This is a genomic window from Virgibacillus oceani (assembly GCF_014638995.1).
Lineage (GTDB): Bacteria > Bacillota > Bacilli > Bacillales > Amphibacillaceae > Virgibacillus_E > Virgibacillus_E oceani.
In genome coordinates this window covers 525,226-543,985 of the sequence record NZ_BMFR01000001.1, presented here as the reverse complement: position 1 = coordinate 543,985, position 18,760 = coordinate 525,226, and the positions used below count along the sequence as shown (strand labels likewise).

21 protein-coding genes and 1 riboswitch are annotated in these 18,760 nt (G+C 35.0%); of the genes, 4 read left to right on the top strand and 17 right to left on the bottom strand.

Annotation, left to right across the window (positions count from 1 at the left end):
* Positions 1 to 44: 44 nt before the first annotated feature.
* Both IEV74_RS02955 and IEV74_RS02950 read right to left on the bottom strand, forming a co-directional pair.
* On the bottom strand, positions 45 to 623 hold the full coding sequence (locus IEV74_RS02955; RefSeq protein ID WP_188453837.1) for a genetic competence negative regulator: 579 nt from the start codon (positions 621 to 623) through the stop codon (positions 45 to 47).
* A 145-nt stretch (positions 624 to 768) separates the two neighbouring features.
* Positions 769 to 1,491: a metallophosphoesterase gene (locus IEV74_RS02950; RefSeq protein ID WP_188453836.1), complete on the bottom strand. Its 723-nt coding sequence runs from the start codon at positions 1,489 to 1,491 to the stop codon at positions 769 to 771.
* 215 nt (positions 1,492 to 1,706) lie between these two features.
* On the opposite strand from IEV74_RS02950, the gene IEV74_RS02945 reads away from it, so the two are divergent.
* Genes IEV74_RS02945 through IEV74_RS02935 form a run of 3 tightly spaced genes read left to right on the top strand, consistent with a single transcriptional unit; the run spans position 1,707 to position 2,803 of the window.
* Positions 1,707 to 1,931, top strand: coding sequence for a spore coat associated protein CotJA (locus IEV74_RS02945; RefSeq protein ID WP_099158386.1), 225 nt, complete (start codon positions 1,707 to 1,709; stop codon positions 1,929 to 1,931).
* Positions 1,924 to 2,187 carry a spore coat protein CotJB gene (locus tag IEV74_RS02940; RefSeq protein WP_188453835.1) on the top strand — a complete coding sequence of 88 codons (264 nt, stop codon included), beginning with the start codon at positions 1,924 to 1,926 and terminating at the stop codon, positions 2,185 to 2,187. Before IEV74_RS02945 ends, IEV74_RS02940 begins: the two co-directional genes overlap by 8 nt.
* A 46-nt stretch (positions 2,188 to 2,233) precedes the next feature.
* Entirely contained in the window at positions 2,234 to 2,803 is a 570-nt protein-coding gene (locus tag IEV74_RS02935) for a manganese catalase family protein (protein ID WP_188453834.1), read from the top strand.
* A gap of 246 nt (positions 2,804 to 3,049) precedes the next feature.
* On the opposite strand, the gene IEV74_RS02930 is transcribed toward IEV74_RS02935, so the two are convergent.
* The 6 genes from IEV74_RS02930 to IEV74_RS02905 all read right to left on the bottom strand — a co-directional run bounded on the left by IEV74_RS02930 (position 3,050) and on the right by IEV74_RS02905 (position 9,323).
* The gene (locus IEV74_RS02930; protein ID WP_188453833.1) at positions 3,050 to 4,702 is read right to left on the bottom strand and encodes a methyl-accepting chemotaxis protein; all 1,653 of its coding nucleotides are present in this window, start codon (positions 4,700 to 4,702) and stop codon (positions 3,050 to 3,052) included.
* 4 nt (positions 4,703 to 4,706) lie between these two features.
* Positions 4,707 to 5,645 carry a BMP family lipoprotein gene (locus IEV74_RS02925; protein ID WP_188453832.1) on the bottom strand — a complete coding sequence of 313 codons (939 nt, stop codon included), beginning with the start codon at positions 5,643 to 5,645 and terminating at the stop codon, positions 4,707 to 4,709.
* 203 nt (positions 5,646 to 5,848) lie between these two features.
* Positions 5,849 to 6,151 (bottom strand): hypothetical protein, encoded by a 303-nt coding sequence (locus tag IEV74_RS02920; RefSeq protein ID WP_188453831.1) that lies wholly within the window; start codon positions 6,149 to 6,151, stop codon positions 5,849 to 5,851.
* Positions 6,152 to 6,164: 13 nt separating this feature from the next.
* On the bottom strand, positions 6,165 to 6,737 hold the full coding sequence (locus IEV74_RS02915; protein WP_188453830.1) for a CPBP family intramembrane glutamic endopeptidase: 573 nt from the start codon (positions 6,735 to 6,737) through the stop codon (positions 6,165 to 6,167).
* On the bottom strand, positions 6,730 to 8,271 hold the full coding sequence (locus tag IEV74_RS02910) for a RecQ family ATP-dependent DNA helicase (protein ID WP_188453829.1): 1,542 nt from the start codon (positions 8,269 to 8,271) through the stop codon (positions 6,730 to 6,732). The genes IEV74_RS02915 and IEV74_RS02910 overlap by 8 nt, the downstream gene beginning before the upstream one ends.
* Before the next feature lie 5 nt (positions 8,272 to 8,276).
* Entirely contained in the window at positions 8,277 to 9,323 is a 1,047-nt protein-coding gene (locus IEV74_RS02905) for a YpbB family protein (RefSeq protein ID WP_188453828.1), read from the bottom strand.
* A 184-nt stretch (positions 9,324 to 9,507) separates the two neighbouring features.
* On the opposite strand from IEV74_RS02905, the gene IEV74_RS02900 reads away from it, so the two are divergent.
* Positions 9,508 to 9,762 (top strand): ferredoxin, encoded by a 255-nt coding sequence (locus tag IEV74_RS02900; protein WP_188453827.1) that lies wholly within the window; start codon positions 9,508 to 9,510, stop codon positions 9,760 to 9,762.
* 20 nt (positions 9,763 to 9,782) lie between these two features.
* Here the strand turns inward: IEV74_RS02900 and IEV74_RS02895 are convergent, their stop codons facing one another.
* From IEV74_RS02895 to resB, 9 genes are all read right to left on the bottom strand, one after another.
* Entirely contained in the window at positions 9,783 to 10,055 is a 273-nt protein-coding gene (locus IEV74_RS02895) for a helix-turn-helix transcriptional regulator (protein ID WP_188453826.1), read from the bottom strand.
* A gap of 132 nt (positions 10,056 to 10,187) precedes the next feature.
* Positions 10,188 to 11,384, bottom strand: coding sequence for an RsiX family anti-sigma factor (locus tag IEV74_RS02890; RefSeq protein WP_188453825.1), 1,197 nt, complete (start codon positions 11,382 to 11,384; stop codon positions 10,188 to 10,190).
* Positions 11,384 to 11,917, bottom strand: a complete 534-nt coding sequence (locus tag IEV74_RS02885; RefSeq protein ID WP_188453824.1) for an RNA polymerase sigma factor SigX — start codon at positions 11,915 to 11,917, stop codon at positions 11,384 to 11,386. Before IEV74_RS02885 ends, IEV74_RS02890 begins: the two co-directional genes overlap by 1 nt.
* A 96-nt stretch (positions 11,918 to 12,013) precedes the next feature.
* Entirely contained in the window at positions 12,014 to 12,532 is a 519-nt protein-coding gene (locus tag IEV74_RS02880) for an ECF transporter S component (RefSeq protein ID WP_188453823.1), read from the bottom strand.
* Between the two features lie 5 nt (positions 12,533 to 12,537).
* Positions 12,538 to 12,981 carry a DUF4430 domain-containing protein gene (locus tag IEV74_RS02875; RefSeq protein WP_188453822.1) on the bottom strand — a complete coding sequence of 148 codons (444 nt, stop codon included), beginning with the start codon at positions 12,979 to 12,981 and terminating at the stop codon, positions 12,538 to 12,540.
* A gap of 147 nt (positions 12,982 to 13,128) precedes the next feature.
* Positions 13,129 to 13,311: riboswitch (cobalamin riboswitch) on the bottom strand.
* A gap of 49 nt (positions 13,312 to 13,360) precedes the next feature.
* Entirely contained in the window at positions 13,361 to 15,127 is a 1,767-nt protein-coding gene (locus IEV74_RS02870; RefSeq protein WP_188453821.1) for an ATP-binding protein, read from the bottom strand.
* Positions 15,127 to 15,843 (bottom strand): response regulator transcription factor, encoded by a 717-nt coding sequence (locus IEV74_RS02865; protein WP_188453820.1) that lies wholly within the window; start codon positions 15,841 to 15,843, stop codon positions 15,127 to 15,129. The genes IEV74_RS02870 and IEV74_RS02865 overlap by 1 nt, the downstream gene beginning before the upstream one ends.
* A gap of 48 nt (positions 15,844 to 15,891) precedes the next feature.
* Complete coding sequence (gene ccsB, locus IEV74_RS02860; RefSeq protein ID WP_188453819.1) at positions 15,892 to 17,082, bottom strand: c-type cytochrome biogenesis protein CcsB; 1,191 nt, start codon at positions 17,080 to 17,082, stop codon at positions 15,892 to 15,894.
* A gap of 29 nt (positions 17,083 to 17,111) precedes the next feature.
* The gene (resB, locus tag IEV74_RS02855) at positions 17,112 to 18,749 is read right to left on the bottom strand and encodes a cytochrome c biogenesis protein ResB (protein WP_188453818.1); all 1,638 of its coding nucleotides are present in this window, start codon (positions 18,747 to 18,749) and stop codon (positions 17,112 to 17,114) included.
* Between the last annotated feature and the right edge of the window lie 11 nt (positions 18,750 to 18,760).

The following is an 18,760-nucleotide window of genomic DNA, read 5'->3' as shown; positions in this document are numbered from 1 at the left end:
TATAAATACTTGCCAATTTTATCGTATCATTTTTCCGTACAATATCAATAAAATGCATCCATAATTTTTCTTACTGCATTTGATGGCATAATAACTTTTCCGTATTCTAATAACCGTGTTGATGTGATAATGCTTGGTGATGAAAACTCAGACATAATGGCAATAATGTGTTCTTTATTTTTATCAATTAGATCAATGTCTTGCAATAGCATATAGTAACGCTGATTCATATAATAAATTTGCCCACCTTCAATCTCTGCTGCCATTAAATATGAAGATACTTGTATAATATCCTCGAATTCATCAAAGGAAAAGATTAACTCTTTGCTTTCATCCAAGGTAACTTTCATTTCAATAAAATCCTCATCCCAATTTATATTTTCAATTTTTTGTGTAACAATGATATGCATACCTTGCGCTTGCATCAAATGAACTTGAACAAGCAACATTCCTTCTAAATCAATGCCCAATTCACTGCTTGCTTCATACATCATATCACTAAATAGGTTTCGTACACTAGATACATCCTGCCACAAATCTTCTTTGGTAAAACCACGTTCAATTAGGTCATCAAACGTAAGAAATATCGTAAATTGACTCATTGATACACGTTCAATACGCATGTAAGCATCCTCCTTTACACAGCTAAATAATCTTGAATTAACCTAAAGGCAAATAACATTCATTTTTTCCTTTCTATACTATATGCTTAATGGCTAATTGTTGAACTGTCCGAATATAATCTCAGTGATATAATAATAAAACTGACTATACGGTTCTTTTCAACGTTATCACATGACATTCCGCTTTTGTACCTAAACGAAACGGCAGCCTTGTATATCCATATCCTTCGCTAATTAAAACATTTATTCCACGATAAATTTGGAATCCGCCAGGCCGATATAAACCAAATCCCAAAATTCGTATTTGCCCTCCATGTGTATGGCCGGCTAAAACAGTATGCACAAGTCGCTGCTCGTCTAAATTTAAGTCAAAAAACGCACTTGGAGCATGTGTCAGCAAAAGATTATAACTACCTTTAGCACCTTGTAATGCCAAATCCAAATGCGCCTCTTTATATTTACAGCAATCTAATCCTATTAGGCTAAGGATATCACCATTGTCAGCAATGATATCCTTATTTGAATTCGCTAAGATTACGATGTTTTCCCGTAATAATAAATTATAAATCTTTTCTGGAACTGCCTCGTAATCATTATTTCCCCAGACAAAAAATATTGGTTTATTCCATTGTTTTAACCTGTTAATATTGTTTTCCGTTCGTTTAATGGGGACTCCCTTTTCAGTAAGATCCCCGCCGATTATCACTATATCAATTTTTTCCTCTATTGATTGTAATGTATTTTCATTAATTTTTCTACGATGGATATCAGAAATAAAAAATACTTGAAAATCATGGAACCCTTCAGGCAATTTACAATCTGCAATAGTTAAAAAATCAATCATATCATGGTGAGCTTTGTATATCATATACAAGATAAATAGGACTATACATATAGCTAGGATAAGTAAATAAATCATTTTCTTATTCTTCCCTTCTTATGTATTGCGATCATACCACATTTATTATAGTCCAAACATACCAACGTGCTTTTGGGATTTTCTTTTTAAACTTAGAATAGGACTGCCTCTTTAAATCATACAAATAAAAAGAGAGCGAATGTCTACTGAGAAAGGAGGATTTTATGTTTACACAATTTAAATACTGGGAGCCGTACATCAGTCCATTTGATCCTTGCCCACCAATGCGCATTAAGAGTTATTCAACCCCCCCACAACTATATATTCCCTTTCAGCCAAAAGGATTACCGCAATTTAAACCAATGGAAGCATTGTATCGTGGAACTTTGTGGCCAGCTTTATTCAGCCCTTATCCAGATCCTAAAAAAAGAGGTGATCAGGATGAATAAACAACTTCCACAAGAATATTATCAATTACTTGAAGAAATCCAGGCAGTAGATTTTGTTTTAGTCGAATTGAATTTATATTTAGATACACATCCAGATGATTATGATGCAATCGAGCAATTTAATACATTCACAAAAAAAAGCAAAGAATTAAAAATTGTTTTTGAGAAAAAGTACGGTCCTCTTATGAATTTTGGCAGAAGCTTTTCAAATTACCCTTGGGATTGGAAAGAGGCCCCATGGCCATGGCAAGTCTAATTCGTTCTTTTGCAATGATTAACAAATAGATGGGAGGATAATTTTTGTGTGGTATTACGAAAAAAAGCTCCAATATCCAGTTAGAGTCAGTCAATGTAATCCAATGCTTGCAAAATTTTTAATTGAGCAATATGGTGGAGCTGATGGTGAATTAGCTGCCGCTTTACGCTATTTAAACCAACGATATACAATTCCGGATAAGGTAGCTGGGCTATTAAATGATATCGGCACAGAAGAATTTGCACATCTCGAAATGATTGCAACTATGGTTTATAAGTTAACAAAAGATGCAACACCTGAGCAAATGAAAGAAGCCGGTCTAGGTGCACATTATGCAGATCATGACAAAGCTTTATTTTTCCATAACGCAGCAGGTGCACCTTTTACAGCAACATATTTTCAAGCTAAAGGAGATCCAATAGCAGATATATATGAGGATATTGCTGCTGAAGAGAAGGCTCGAGCAACGTACCAATGGTTAATAAACATGTCTGATGATCCAGATATAAACGATGGATTAAAATTCCTTCGTGAACGGGAAGTAGTCCACTCGTTGCGATTTAGAGAAGCTGCTGAAATTTTGAAAGAAGAAAGGGATAAGAAAGTATTTTTTTAATGTTAAAAGAGGCTGGGAAATAACAAAATTGTTTAACCCAAAGCCGAACATTGTACCATACTAGCGAAGGAAATACACGGAGACTCCTGCGGGATGAAAAGCCTAGGTGAGACTACGTAGAGCGATAGCTCGGAGTAGGCTCAGGGCAGCCCGCGGAAAGCGTAGTGTATTTCCGCAGCGGTATGTACGCACCAACTATGTTCGGATTTTATTTTGGTTAAAACACTTTTGTCCCAGCCTCTTTGTTTAAAGTGTGAAATTCATCAATTGCTGATCTAATTCCTCTATCATTTTCTCTAATTGATTTACTTGTTTATTCACATGTATAAATGACTGCTGTTGATCTTCTACTGATGCTGATATTTCTTCTGTTCCGGCCGCAGTCTCTTCTGTTACGGCACTTATATTCTGAATAGATGCTACTATGGATGAACTCATTTCACCGGAAGTGGCCATATCCTCTGACAGCTGTTTTAGCTGATTTGCTATAGCTGTTACATTTTCATAAATCGCTGAAAACGACTGCTCTGTATGACCCATTGATTCAGATTGTTCTTCAGACAGTAAGCTCGTTTGTTCCGTTACTTCTTCAATATTTCTTATGCCAGCATGAATTTGTTCAATCATCTTAAAGATTTGCGTTGTAGCATTCGCTGATTCATCTGCAAGCTTACGAACTTCCTGTGCAACTACAGCAAATCCTTTTCCATGCTCACCAGCTCTTGCAGCTTCTATTGCCGCATTTAAGGCAAGCAAATTTGTTTGCTCAGCAATTTCATTAACGAGTTTTGCAGTATCTTCAATATTAGTTGCATATCCTACAAATGATTGAACAGAATCCTTAATTCGTTGCGTTGACACTATACTTTTTTCCATAGTGGAGCGTTGTTGCTTAATAAATTGCTGCCCTTCGTCCACTAATTGAAGACTCGCTTCACTTGCCTGGGTGGAATTATTACTGCTATGAACATTTTCCACAAACTTTGTATCCAATTTTTCCATATGAAAGGATACATCTTGAATGTCTTCTGAAACAGATTGACTTCCTTTCGATAACTCTTCTGTGGATGTGGAAACCTGATTAGCGCTATCGGTTAGAACGTTCATGTTTCTAGACAAATCTGCGCTAAATGTTTTTACCTCTTTACCAATATAATTGACAGTCAGAATTGTTGTCTTTAAATTTTCTATCATTTGTATGAATGAATTAGTTAACAACCCTATTTCATTCTTTCCTTTTTCCGCACTGTCTATGGTAACCGTCAAATCCCCTTTCGCTACCTGTTCCGCATAACCAGCTAATTGCCGAATTGGCTTAGCCGTTTTCACTGTTAAACGTATGATGGAAAATACAGTTGCTGCGATCAGTACAAGACTGGCGATAATGGTGAAATGAATGATATTTTTAATCATTTCACTTCGCTGATCTACCGTACTTTCATACCAAAGATTGGCACCGCGCTGCAGCATATATACATCATTTAAGACTCCAGCTGTTTTTGCGGATTGCCGTTTAATTTCATTCGTATCTGATTCAAGAAGTGCCTTTTCAATTACTGGTATTAATTGCTCATACTTTCCTTGAATCCGTTTAAACCAGTGTTCCTGCATATTTGTTTTTAATTCCTCTTTAACATTTGATAATTTATTACTGATTAACGTCAGATTTGTTGTAATTTCAGCACCTGTACCTTCAGAGGGATTAAATGCATAATTGCTTAATGCCTGTTTCGCGGTAATAAATTCACCGTTAAGTTCCTTTACCTCTAATAATAATTGTACATCGTTGTTCGATGATTTTTGTAAATTATCCATCTGAATAATAATAAATAAGATTAAAGCTAGACTTAGGAGAAACGGGATTAATGTAAAAATAAAAAGCCTTTTTTTAATTGACATTGAATCACTCTCCTTTATCCATGGCTTTATCAATAATTGATTGTTCCTTATTAGACAGCTGGATCAGCCGAATAGGGGTCAGGTCAATTCCGTTATCCTTTACTCCCAATTCTAACTGTTCACCGGTTAAACCTTCTTCGTTGATCAATTTTTTGACAACATCATACAGGGCAACATCGACGTTTTTTAACATGGATGTAACAACTGCCTTTTCCGCTATGTAAAATTGATCACTGTCAACACCAAATGCATAAATACCTTCTTTTTGCGCCTCTTTTAATACACCAATTCCCGTGAATCCTGCAGCTGGGAATATGAAATCTGCATCTTTTTCGATTTGCTTACTGGCAATTTTTGCACCTATCTGATCATCCCCAAAGGTACCTGCATATTCTGTTAATACGGTAGCATCCTTATTTACAGCTTTAACGCCATCTTTAAATCCTTGTTCAAAATTGTGGATTAAAGGAACATCTTCACCACCAATAAAGCCGACAACATTAGTCTTCGTTTTCAGTCCGGCTATTAATCCAATTAGATAGCTGCCCTCTTCCTCTTTGAATGTTATCGATATAACATTCTTTTTATCCGATACTGCATCTACAAGGGCAAATTGTTGTTTTGGATATTTATCTGCTAATTCATTAACAGCAGGAGCGGCGGTGAAGCCAATGCCAATAACTAAATCATGGTCATCTTTGATTAATTCCTCTAATTTGCCGTTAAAATTCTGATCTACTGGCTCCCGATAATCAAATATAATTCCCAGTTCATCACGTGTTTTTTCTAAACCGCGGAAAGCTGAATCATTAAATGAACCATCACCTAACCCACTATCAGAAAGAAGCAAACCAACACTAAAAACATCCTCTGTCTGTGTTGTCTCCACTGAAGAGCAGGCACTTAATAAAACAATCAGAATTATGAATAGTAATCGTCGCAATTAAAATTCTCCTTTCTAGCTGTCTCTCATCAGGTATATTAATTCCAAAGTCTATATCGTCACGTATATTTGTGATATGAAATAGAAAATAATTTTAAAATGTTTAAAAGAATTTAACAGCGACTATTTTTAAATTTGAGACAATCCCTCATACTAAAAAGCCATTCAACACATGTGCTGAATGGCTTTTGCAGGATTATACTTTAAAATACGTTAACTATCTCATCTCCCCATACATAATAGATGCCGAATAGCACAGCCAGAATAATCACAATAACAAACACCAGCCTAAGAAATGGTCTGCTCATCTTTAAATGGGTACGTGTATTCTTTTTACTATGCACTTCCTTCCTTGGCGGCAGATTTAAAATGTCAACTTCCCTTTCTCCATCCATTATTCCCCCAATATTTACCTCTGAATCCTTGACATCTTTCTGTTGTACTTCATCAACTAATTTTCTTAATTCTGCAGCCTGGTCTTCAATTTCTTTTGTTTCATTACTCATTATTTACAGCACCTCATTTTTGAAAACGGATTACCAATCCTAATAAAAAATCAACAATAAAATGGGAAGCAACTGAACAAATTAAATTCCCAGTTAGCTCAAACATATAACCGATATAAAAACTAACAAATAAAACAGAGATTAGTAAAACCGGCTTTGTTAAATACCTGATATGAACTAGCGTAAATACAACGCTGGCTGCTATGTAACCGAAGCTTGTCTGCAAAACCCCTCTGAATAAAAGTTCTTCCGACACAGCCACAATCAATGCTATAAAACAAATATCCAAAACTGATCGATTTTTAAACAGTTTAACATTGATCCCACCATCATCATAGTAACGTTTAGGGAAAACATAGATTAACAGCAGATCCAATACAACTATTATCAGACCGGGAATAATTCCATAATAGACTATTTGCTCTATATTAAGGCTGAAATAGTAAAACCATTGTGACATATGTTCAAACAAAAAAATACTTAACAACATACTTAGTGCAAATAACAACATTTGTGAAAGGATTAGCTGCATTTTAATCTCTTTATCTGTCATTTGTTCAATCATCTCACGTTGCTGCTTAGTCATTACTGTCACCTATTAATAATAAAGTTTGCAATTTTTCTTGCCATGTACCAAATGATTTATCCGATTCTGTATTTTCCGGTTTCCAGTCAATAAAAGAAAAACCGCAGTTACTGCAGCATTCATATATGGGTTCATTAATAGAATCCTGAAAGCTCTTGTATAGACTTTTTCTTAAACAGTTCTTTTCATTGATCCAATCAATCATTTCATGGAGCTTTCTTTCTTTAATAGAAATACGTTCATCGATGAAATCCTGAATCAATTTAAAGGAAACTTTCCAATTGTCCTCATTAAAATAAATTTTATTTCCCTCTATAATAGCATGTTTTTCTAATTGATACCGTAAAAATCGCCATTGAATTTCTCCCAGTTGAAAGATGTTTTCCAGCTGTTCAATAGTTTTGGGGATCTGCTCGCCCTCCCTATACAGCTGCTGTAGTTTACGAAACACATAGTGTAAATGCTCTGTAGCTGGAAGCTCTTTTTTTATTAACTTAGTTGGCAAAAAATCATCTTTTTTCGAATATAGCAGTATGGCTACACTGGACTTCCCATCTCTCCCCGCCCTTCCAATCTCTTGTATATAGGATTCAATTTGCGGAGGGAAATGAAAATGTACCACTAAGCGAATATTTTTCTTATTAATACCCATACCGAACGCACTTGTACAGCAGATAATGTCCAATTGATTGTTCATAAATTGCTGCTGGATAGCTATTCGATCAACCTGTTCCATCCCACCATGATAAAAGGCTATTCTTTGATTCGGCAGTTTGCTTTTTAGTATCGAGGATATCGTTTCGGTAGATTGTCGACTAGAAAAATAGATTAATGCAGGAAAATGATAACGATTAAAAAGTTTTTCCAGGACCTCTACTTTTTCCCTATCATTGGTGATTTCTTTAATTGAAAATGTAATATTGGTACGGTCCATTGGATATATATGTTTAATCATTTTTGGACGCCCAATAAAGGTTACGATATCATTCTGAACATCGTGATTTGCTGTAGCACTTAAAGCCAGTATAGTAGGATTATGTAAAGTTTGTATAATTTCACCTAATTTTAAATAATCTGGTCTGAATTCATGACCCCATTGAGATATGCAATGTGCTTCATCTATCACAAATAAACTTACTTGAATCTTTTTTAATTGTACAATCAAATCATTCTGCTGCAGAAGTTCTGGAGATACATAGATTAATTTATAAGTATGTAATTGTAAATAAACATTCTTTCTTTCTATTGGATCCATAAAACTATTTAATGCAATTACCTGCTTAAATTGGCTTGCTTTTAATTGTTTTACCTGGTCAATCATGAGTGAAATTAGTGGAGAAACAACAATTGTTGCTCCTTGTAAAAGTTTCGCTGGAAGCTGATAGCATAGTGATTTGCCTGTACCTGTTGGAAGCACGCCTAATACATCATTTCCCTTGATAATATCCTGAATAATTTTCTTTTGCCCAGTCCGAAATGTTTTATATCCAAAATGCTTATACAAAGCAGACTCCAGAGTTTTTTGCTTGTTCATTTGCATCACCTATGTTGTTTAGAATTGTATACAGTAGCTAAAACTAATCGAATTTGAAAATAACTAATCTTTTCATTTACATTTTCTTTTATTTGCTTTAATGCCGAAGTCTTCATTCTTTTAATTGTGCAGATTATTTCATCCTGCTGCTCTTTCGAAACATACATAGTGGTTGGAAATGATTGATCGAATAATGCAATTTCTACCATATGATCATAAATTGTATTTAATTTTAGATTTCTTATATGTGCAATTTCTTCTGCAGAATAATTTTTATGCAGTAAGTTAAACGTTTGCTGTGCAGAGTGCGTAATCAATATTTTGTTTTTAATATCACTAATAATAGAATGCAGTGCAGGATAATTCATGCAATTAGAGTATACAACTGATAATATATGATGAATCATCCTAATCCAAACAAGAGGCACGTCCGAAAGATTTATCTGGTATGATTCAGATAGTTGGTGACTGGTTTTCCCATATGTTCTATAACCCGATAACCGATCAACAAATAAATTCGCATCCTGTTCGGAAAAATCACCAAGTAATTGCTTTAATTCTTCATATATCCCTTTTAGATATGCTGTTTCATATGACCTTATTTTCCTATAATAGTTTTTCATCCAATACAAGACAGGGGGAGTGTCTATAATTGGTATAAACGATAAATGCTGCATTTTACTATTTGTAAGTGTTTGAATTAACAATAATAAACGGTCTGAAAAAACAGGCGCAATTGTATGATATTTAATACCATTAAACCCTTCAAACAATAATAAATCATCATTTTTAAGAAGCCACTTTACTCCATCAGCAGTAGGGATAAATTCCTTTGTTAATAAATGATGCTTAACCAGCAGATTCAGTTTTTCATCAATCATTCTTTTCGAGATTTGCTTATAAATACCATAAAAACTTTTTAAATCGTAAATATGGGAGTCTTGAACAGTTTGTATTGATTTTTTTCCATTTAATAGATGATAGACAGCTGAGGGGGTTCGTTCATTTTGGAAATTATAGCAGCATTTTAACAAAATTCCTTCAAGTAACAATTGTAATTTACTCCTTTCATGGCAAGCAAATTGTGTCTGTTTTATGACCAATCTGTGAAGCTTTTTGCAAGAACACTTCAGTCAACGGCAATGTTGTGTTGAAATGTATTAAAATCGGCATTACAATAAAATTAGCTGTTTATTGCAATGAAATTTTTAGGCATAATTTAAGGGAGGTCGTAGCATGCCAAAATACACAATTGTAGATAAAGAAACATGTATTGCGTGTGGGGCTTGCGGTGCTTCAGCGCCTGATATATATGATTACGATGATGAGGGTATTGCCTATAATGCAATTGATGATAATAAAGGAACGGCTGAAATTCCTGAAGTGTTGGAAGAGGATTTATTGGACGCTTATGAAGGTTGTCCAAGTGATTCTATTAAAATTTCCGATCAGCCATTTGACGGCGACCCGTTAAAATTTGAAGAAGAATAACGAAAAAACTGGTTTCATGATTACATGGAGTCAGCTTTTTTATGTGCGGCATTTTTGACTACTTCCAATACGTTGCCACCTAATGTATTCCGAATAATTTCGCTGTCACGAAATAGTGCGCATAATGCTACAATTGTAGTCCAATTTGCACATAGTCGATTTTTTTCTATTTGTACAAGTGTTTTTTTGGAAATTCCTAAAACAGATGCCATTGTATCTTGAGTATAATTGTTCTCTACGCGTACCAATTTCATTTTTGCAGATAGTGAACTTATTATTAATTCCTGATCCATTTTGACATCATTCCCACTATATAGATAACAGAATCCCTTTCTATAATAGTAATTCGCTTTATACGAAAAGTCAAAAGTAAGCATATATAAAATTCACATGCATTAATTACATGTGAATTTTACGCTTTGCCATTACTGTTCATGCATTATTGGATTTACCGCCAATGGTACCTTTATCGCCTTTGCTAAATTATATTTTCCAATTTTTTTAATTCCAGCATTATTAAATTTAACTGATTTATATCCATAACTTTTTGCGGTCATTAACATCGCCTCAATCATCGTATTTTTTTTCTGAGGTGTTATGGACGTGTCCGTTAAAATTCCATCTGAAAATGTAACGGCTAGCTGTTCTCCAGATTTATTTATATCAAATCTAATGTCATTTGGAATCGTTCGAAATACATTAAATGCTTCCTCGTTTTGTTTCATTTCATCAAAAGCAGCCTCAATATCCATTTGACCAGTTTGTGGCACCGGTATTAAAAATTTACGTTTTTGTGGTGAAGCCTGGTATACTTTGTAACTGGATTTTTGTCTAGCTCTAATAGGCAGTTCTTTAACAATTCCAATTGGTCCAAGGTTCACTCCTTGATTATGAATTGTTTCAAAAATGACTTTATTAAGTCCTAATTGACCAAACATATTAGATAATAGTTCCTGGAACACATTTGCATTTGCGGATCCAGGATTTAATGAAAATCCTTCTGGAAGGTTTACCATAACTAAATTGTTTGTATAGTCGATTTTAAAAGATGCTCCTTTGAACAAAAAGTCTGATACCCCCCATTTTTCATTGTTAATATAATTCTCCAAGTCATTATAGTAACCTGTTAATTTTTCCGTTTTTTGTTTTATAAATGATAAAGGTATTACGTATTGCCCTTGTAAATCGGTCACTGCGGCATGGACAACATCAGATTGGTCATCGATCTCGTTAAGAACAAGATCTTCAGACTTCTTACCAAATAAACTAAATTCTGGGTTACCATCATCTGATTGTCCCGAGTCCTCTTCCATTCTTGAACTATACTCTTCAATTGCCAGTTTAGAATCAGCAGCATTATTAGATGATTGCTCCTCGTGGGATTGAAACATCGTATTATTAAATAATACAGGTATAATAGCCAATATAATAACTGCTGTCAGGATAGTACTAAGAATAGGTAGTAAATGGGATTTTTTTTGTTTCAATGGTTTGCTTTTTCCCATTTCCTGAGAGATACGCTGAAATAATTCGTTCTTATCCAGATGGTCATTTACCTGTGGCATATTCTTTAGCAATTCTGGCATTTGCTTATCGTTATCATCATTGTAGTGGGATTTCATTACGCATCTCCCTCCTTTTCCTGATTTTCTGTTAAAAGCTTTCTCAATGTTTTTAATCCCCTGTGCTGTGTTGTTTTTACCTTACTAAGACTAAACCCCAATACATCTGCAGTTTCCTGAATTGAAAATGATTGTATGTAACGCAATATTAAAACACTTTTCTGATCTATAGTACATTTATCCAGATTTCTGTAAATTAATTTCATCTCTTCATTTTTGACAGTAAGTTCGTCTGGAAGAGGGCTTTGGTCATATAGTGAATCCCCTTTTTCATGCCAATCAAAAAATTCCGCAATCCTGCTCCTTTTTCTTTTTTGTGAACGGAAATAATCTATAGTTGTATAGCGGGCAATTGAAAAAATCCATGTCTTTTCACTGCTGTCACCTTTAAACGTATCCAACGATTTTAAAACCTTTATATAAACTTCCTGAACTAGATCCTCAGCAACCTGTCTATTTTTAACCATATAAAATATAAATTGAAATAATTCATGATGATAGCTGTCATATAGCCTTTCAAAAACGACCTTCATAAAGATCCTCCGTTCACCTATATTGTCGTTTGCTTACGTTAAAATGTTACACTATATCATTACTATAAAAGAAAAAATACAAAATACCAACCTAATTTAGTTGGTATTTTGTATAGTAAATCGGTTATTTGCATATTTTTTGAAGAAATGAGATATGACTGGATACAGCATAATCATAAATAGCCCATTTCCTACTGCATGATAGGTATCAAACGGCAATCCAGCGAAATAATAAGCGAAAAAATTCCCTCTTGCTATTGAATAGGTAGTTAACGAAATAATAAAACCATAAAAGTACCCGCTAAATACAGCGAAAATTACAATTATGTACAGTGGAACTTTTTTTAGATATTTTCCTAACAAACCACTGAAAATTCCAATCAATCCCCATGAAACTACCTGCCAGATTGTCCAGATCCCCATTCCTAACAGCATATTTGACAGAAATGTCGTTAATAAAGCTAATATTATGGATGCTACTGGACCTAAAATTAAGCCGCAAATAATAATAATCGATGTAACTGGCTGTACATTTGGAAGAAATGCAAATGCAAATCTTCCTACAACGGCAAGTGCTGCAAGTAAAGCAAGCAGAGTTAGTTTATATGTATTCACTTACATCATTCCCATGCTTGCAAATCGAAGCTAATCTTGTCCCCAGGCGATAATTCAATTTCCTTGGCTCCTTTTGTCGGCATTTCCCCATTTACAAAAAACATCCATGATTTTTGCTCACCGTCTTTCGGTGCCACTCCGTTAATAGATGTAATGAATCCACCATCAAAATCGGTTTCTATTTCAAAGTTATCCTCCATAACATCCATTAGTATATCGCCTTCTTCAACAGCTATCTTTTCTTCTGTAATCATTTCAGCTTCTTTATCTTTGGAAATTGTTATTGTAACAACCTCTTCATTTTCCTCACTGCTGCCTTGATTGTCACTGCTTTGTTCTGTTTGACCGCTAGCAGCAGATTCCGAATCACTTCCATCATCCGCGCCACATCCTGCTAACAGCCCGGTAATCAACAATAAAGCTCCCACCATTAACAATAGTTTTCTCATTTTAAAAACCTCCAGAAATGTATTGGAGGGTCATCTGAACAAAATAAAAGCTAACTCTTCAAATGAGCTAGCTTAAAAAGACAATCGAAACACGAAAAAAGTTCAATTATGTATCGGTTGTCCCAATTGCTCATACCCTCGAAGCATTGAAACAGTTGAATATTGGCAGGTCTACTGACTTGTGAGTTTAATCCTACTTTAAGTCCTTCCCATATGGCATGCATACAGTGGTTATACTTATTTCGTACTTCACATACAGTTGCGAGGACAGTTCCAGCTTTTCACTGGATTCCCTTTTAAGCGAATAACACCAAATTCAAAATACTATTAAATTAACTAACACTGTAAATTTTATCACAAACAAACTAAGTTGAACAGCTTATTTCAGATTACTTGGAAATTTAACGATAAAAGTAGTACCTTTATTTACTTTACTTTTAACGGTGATTGTACCTTGATGTGCCTCTACAATATTTTTAGCAATGGCTAATCCTAAACCTGTACCCTTTTTCTTGTTACTTCTCATTCTTGATTTATCAGCTTTGTAAAACCGTTCAAACACGAATGGCAAATCCTCTTCGGGTATTCCACTTCCGCTATCTTCAATTGTTACGTAAAATTCTTTATTATTTACTGAAACAGTTACATTTACAAATCCTTTTTCATCTGTATGTCTTATGGCATTATCAATTAAATTTGTAAATACCTGTTCAATTCGATCCGGATCAAAGCCTGCAGTCTGTTTTGTTATGTCTTTTATAAGATGCAATGAGATTTTGTTTTCGTCAGCCAATCCCTTAAACTTTTTAATAATCCTTTCGACAAAATTATCAACAGGAACAGTTTCAATATTTAATTGAATATGTCCAGCTTCCATCCTGGCTATATCCAATAGTTCATTAACCAGTCGCCCCATTCTCAGAGATTCTTCATGAATAATTTGAGCGAGATCATTTTTTTCTTCTTTACTTTCGGCAATATCATCAACGATCGCTTCACTGTAGCCTTGCATCATGGATATTGGGGTTCTGAGTTCATGTGAGACATTCGCAATAAAGTCTTTTCTCAGCTTATCCAAGCGTCTTTCCTCAGTCATATCACGGATTACCGCTACAGCCCCACGGACATACTTCTGATCGTACAAAGGTGTCATTATCATAACCCAATTACGTCCTTGTACACTTATTTCCTGTAGCACTTCTTTTTCTTCTTGAATTACGTTTTGCAAAATCATATTCAGTTCTTGCGGGAGCTGTCTATTTTCTTGATCTATTGTTTGATTATGTTCAAAATACCAATCTTCAATAAACCTTTCTGCCGGAGGGTTAATTACAATCATATCACCATTTCTATTTAATGTAATGACACCATCTGCCATAGAACTAACAATGCTGGATAATTGCTCTTTTTCCTGTCTTAGTGCATTAATATGAAATTTTAACTGTCTGCCCATTCGGTTAAACGCCATTGCCAGTTCACCGATCTCATCATGTGTCAGGATTGGCACCTTTGTATTAAATTCACCCCTGGTCAGGTCAAATGCTGCTTCCCTCATTTTGATCAGTGGTGAAGTAATCCTGGTTGATAAAAAGAATGCAAAAATCGTTGTCAAAATAATTGCAATTCCAGCCGCAAGAAATATTCTTTTGGTTGTTTCTGCTTTTGTTTGGTCAACAACGTCTAACGACTGGTAAACAAATACGGCACCGTTTTTGCCTTTTACCGGTGTTCCTACCATTAGTACTTCAGTATCTGTACCTGCTAATACAGTTTGTTTTTTTACATCTTTCTGCATTGTTAATACTGCTTGTAAATCATCATCTTTTTTTAGCCAATCGTCTTTTATCTCTGTTAACTTTTTATTTCTGCTATTTGAATTCCAAAATTGACCATCATCAAAGACAATAACCACTCTGCTTGAAGGATCTTTTACACGCTCGGTAGTTTCATGAATTAATTCCTTGTTATCATATTGCTCTACCATAACAGATACCTTTGTTGCAGTCTGCATTAAATCCTGTTCTGCTTCTTCTATATGAAAGTTTTCAAAGAATTCCAATAGCAATATTGTCAATATAAATAATATAAAAGAAACTAGCAATAAAATGGTTACTGCTAGTTTCCCTACAACACTACGCCAAAACATTATACATCATCTACCTCAAATTTGTATCCAACGCCCCATACGGTAACGATCATTTTGGATGCATCTTTGGATACATTATTAAGCTTTTCACGCAAACGTTTGACATGGGTGTCAACCGTTCTTAAATCTCCGAAAAATTCGTATTGCCATACCTCTTTTAATAATAGTTCCCTGTTAAATACTTTATCTGGGGCACTTGCTAGAAAGCAAAGCAGTTCATACTCTTTTGGAGTCAAGCTTATTTCTTTTCCGTCTGCGGTCACTCTATGTGCATCATGATCGATTGTTAAATGCGGAAAGACCAGTAATTCCTTCGAACTAGTATCATCATCTTTAAAATTTGTTTGCGATACGCGTCTTAACAATGCTTTCACCCGCAAAACAACTTCCCTGGGACTAAAAGGTTTTACAATATAGTCATCTGTCCCAACTTCAAATCCTTGCACCCGGTTTGCCTCTTCACCTTTTGCAGTCAACATGATTACTGGAGTATTCTTTTCTTTTCTAATTTGTTCACAGACCTCAATGCCATCCATTTCAGGCATCATAATATCTAACAAAATAACGTCATAATCATTAGTTAGGGCCATATCTAATGCATCTTTTCCATTGTCAGCTTCCTCAACAATAAAGTCTTCACGTTCCAGGTACATTCGAATTAATCGTCTGATTCGTTCTTCGTCGTCTACAACCAACACTTTTGCATTTGCATCCATTTAAACTCCCCCTTTTAATAATTTTACATCATATACAATAAAAATTAATTATGCGTAAGAGTGAAGTCCCGCTAGGATCAGGTTAACTGCGATCAAATTGAACATAATAATTGCAAATCCACCTGCTGCCAGCCATGCAGACTTTTCACCATGCCAGCCTCTTGATAAGCGTAAATGCAGGAAGGCGGCATAGAAAAACCATGTTACAAGCGCCCATACCTCTTTTGGATCCCAGCCCCAAAAACGATCCCAGGCAATTTGTGCCCAAATTGAAGCAAATATTAATCCGCCAAGTGTAAAAACCGGGAACCCAATCGCTACGGCGCGGTAAGAAATCTCGTCTAGTAAATCTGGTTTTACTTTAAGCAATAACGGCTGGATTGCAGCTCCAATTCTTTTCCTGAAAATTAATCGTGCTAATACGTAGAGCACAAGTCCTGTTAATATTGACCAAATAAGTGTATTAAATTTTCTTGGAGCCTCAGCGCCATGCATCCAGGATGGTGCTTCAAATAATGGCTTCATCGCATTTTCTGTTAAAGATTTCCCATCATTTGGTCCAGCAATTGCTGGTAATTGATAGTCTGTCGTTAACATGTTACCATTCTCTTCATATTCAAATTGCGCATGATAATCAGCCACATTAAAAACAGCAGATATAACACTGAAGCCTATAAAGACGAACAATGAAAATAATATAACTTCAAGCCATGTTGTGCGTTTGCTTTTTACTGTTTGATCTATTTGACGAATTAAATAGATCAAGCCTGCTACGAAACTTATTGATAAGATTGCTTCCCCAAGTGACACTGTTGTCACGTGAATATATAGCCAATGACTTTGCAGTGATGGTACAAGTGGAGAAATTTCGGTTGGAAACATACTCGCATACGCAATCACAATCAATGCTATAGGTAAGGCGAATAAACCTAAAACACTTAAACGGTATATAAAGAATATGATAATAAATGCGAATACTAGCCCCATTCCAAAAAATGTCATAAATTCAAAAAGATTACTTACCGGGGCATGTCCACTTGCCATCCACCTTGTAATAAAGTACACAATTTGTGCGATAAAACCAATTATTGTTAACGTGATAGCAATTTTTCCTGCAACACCCTTTTTACCATTATCCTTCTTTTCTTTAATTGTCGCCCCGAAAAAACATGTGGCAATCAAATATAGGATAAAAGCAGTGTATAACATGGTGCTGCTGACATCAATTAAATTATCCATGATTTTCCTCCTCGTTTAAAACAAACGATTTATTCATCCAATTCTTGTTGATCTACAACCATTTTTACGTTTGTATCAGAAATAACTTTTTCTATATCTTTCTTAACACCATACCAATTTTTATTTGTATGAGCTGCTACTAATAAACCATTTCCTTTTGGATGAATCCAGATTCTTCTATGCTGCCAGTACATTCCTTGAATAACACCAAGCATGAAGATGATTGCACCAACAATGAAAAATGGCAAGGTATAATCTTTTCGTACAGTCAGGCCACTAACATCACGTAACTTAAAATCCTCTACGCCAAGTTTGTACTGATTTTCTCCTGTTGCGTCAATATTCCTTCCAATACCAACAAAACTAACCTCTGCTTGATCACTTTTTGGTGGATACACAAAAAATACAAAAGCAGGATTTTTGGGATATTTTGATTCCGATCGTGGTTCACCATTTTCTAAACTGTAATCTGGATAGTATTGATCAACAACTACACGGAATCCATTATCAAGTTGGTATTCTGATTCTGGGGATGTTAAGTCGATCGTAAATGTCCCAAGTGCTTTTTCATCAGGATCATCCGTTTCATGAACCTTAAATGTCATACTCTTAAATTCGTTTAACTGATAACCAGCCTGATACAATGTATATCCATCAAATTTTAACGGATGGTTCATTTTTATTTGTTCTTCTGCAATTTTTTTTAGTTCTGGTTCTGAACCTGCAACACTTGGTGCAGTTTCTTTGTAAATTATCGCATTTGTTTGAAAGTTTTTAGCAACCATGCCTTCTTTTTCAATTGCTTTTTGAAAACGTTCATCATTTTCATCATATGTTTCCAAAATAAATTCCTTATTTTCAATGTAATATTTCCCGTCCGTAGAAGGTATAACAGTTCTCTGTCCCTCTCGAACCCAAACATAATCATCTAAATACATAAATGGTGTCATTCTTAAAATAGCAGCAATTAATACGATAATAAGGCCAATGTGATTTACATATGGACCCCAACGCGAGAATCTGCCTTTTTCTGCTAATATGTGACCATCTTCATTACGAACATTGTAGCGTAGTTTTTTTAATGCATCGGCTATTTTATCTTTTTCTTCATCAGTAACATTTTCTGTTTCGCTATAAAGGCGCTGTCTGTTTAAGAACGATTCGTGCCGCTTCGCTTTTTGCTTTTTTAATGCTTTATATAATGGTACAAATCGATCAATACTGCAAATAACTAATGAAATTCCAATAAGTGCAATTAATATCATATACCACCAGGAGCTATACAAGTTATGAAAGCCCAGCTGATAATAAATTTGTCCAAAAACACCATATGTAGCTTCATAATAAACTGCCGGATCACGCGAGACTGCATTGGCAGGTATGTACATTTCTTGCGGAAAGATTGTGCCGATTGCAGATGCAAGCAAGGCAATAACAATAAGCCAGACTCCCACTTTAACCGAAGAGAAAAAACTCCAGATTTTATCAACTATAGATTTATTGTACGTTTGCGATCTGCGGGCACTTCCGTCATAACGCATATTTAATAATTTCCGTTTATCGTTTCCGTCTATGTGCTGATTTTCTTCTATTGGTTTTCCGCATGCCTCACACAGTACTGTTCCTTCCGGGTTGACATGCCCGCAATCACACTTTATTTTGTTCATACGAATCCCTC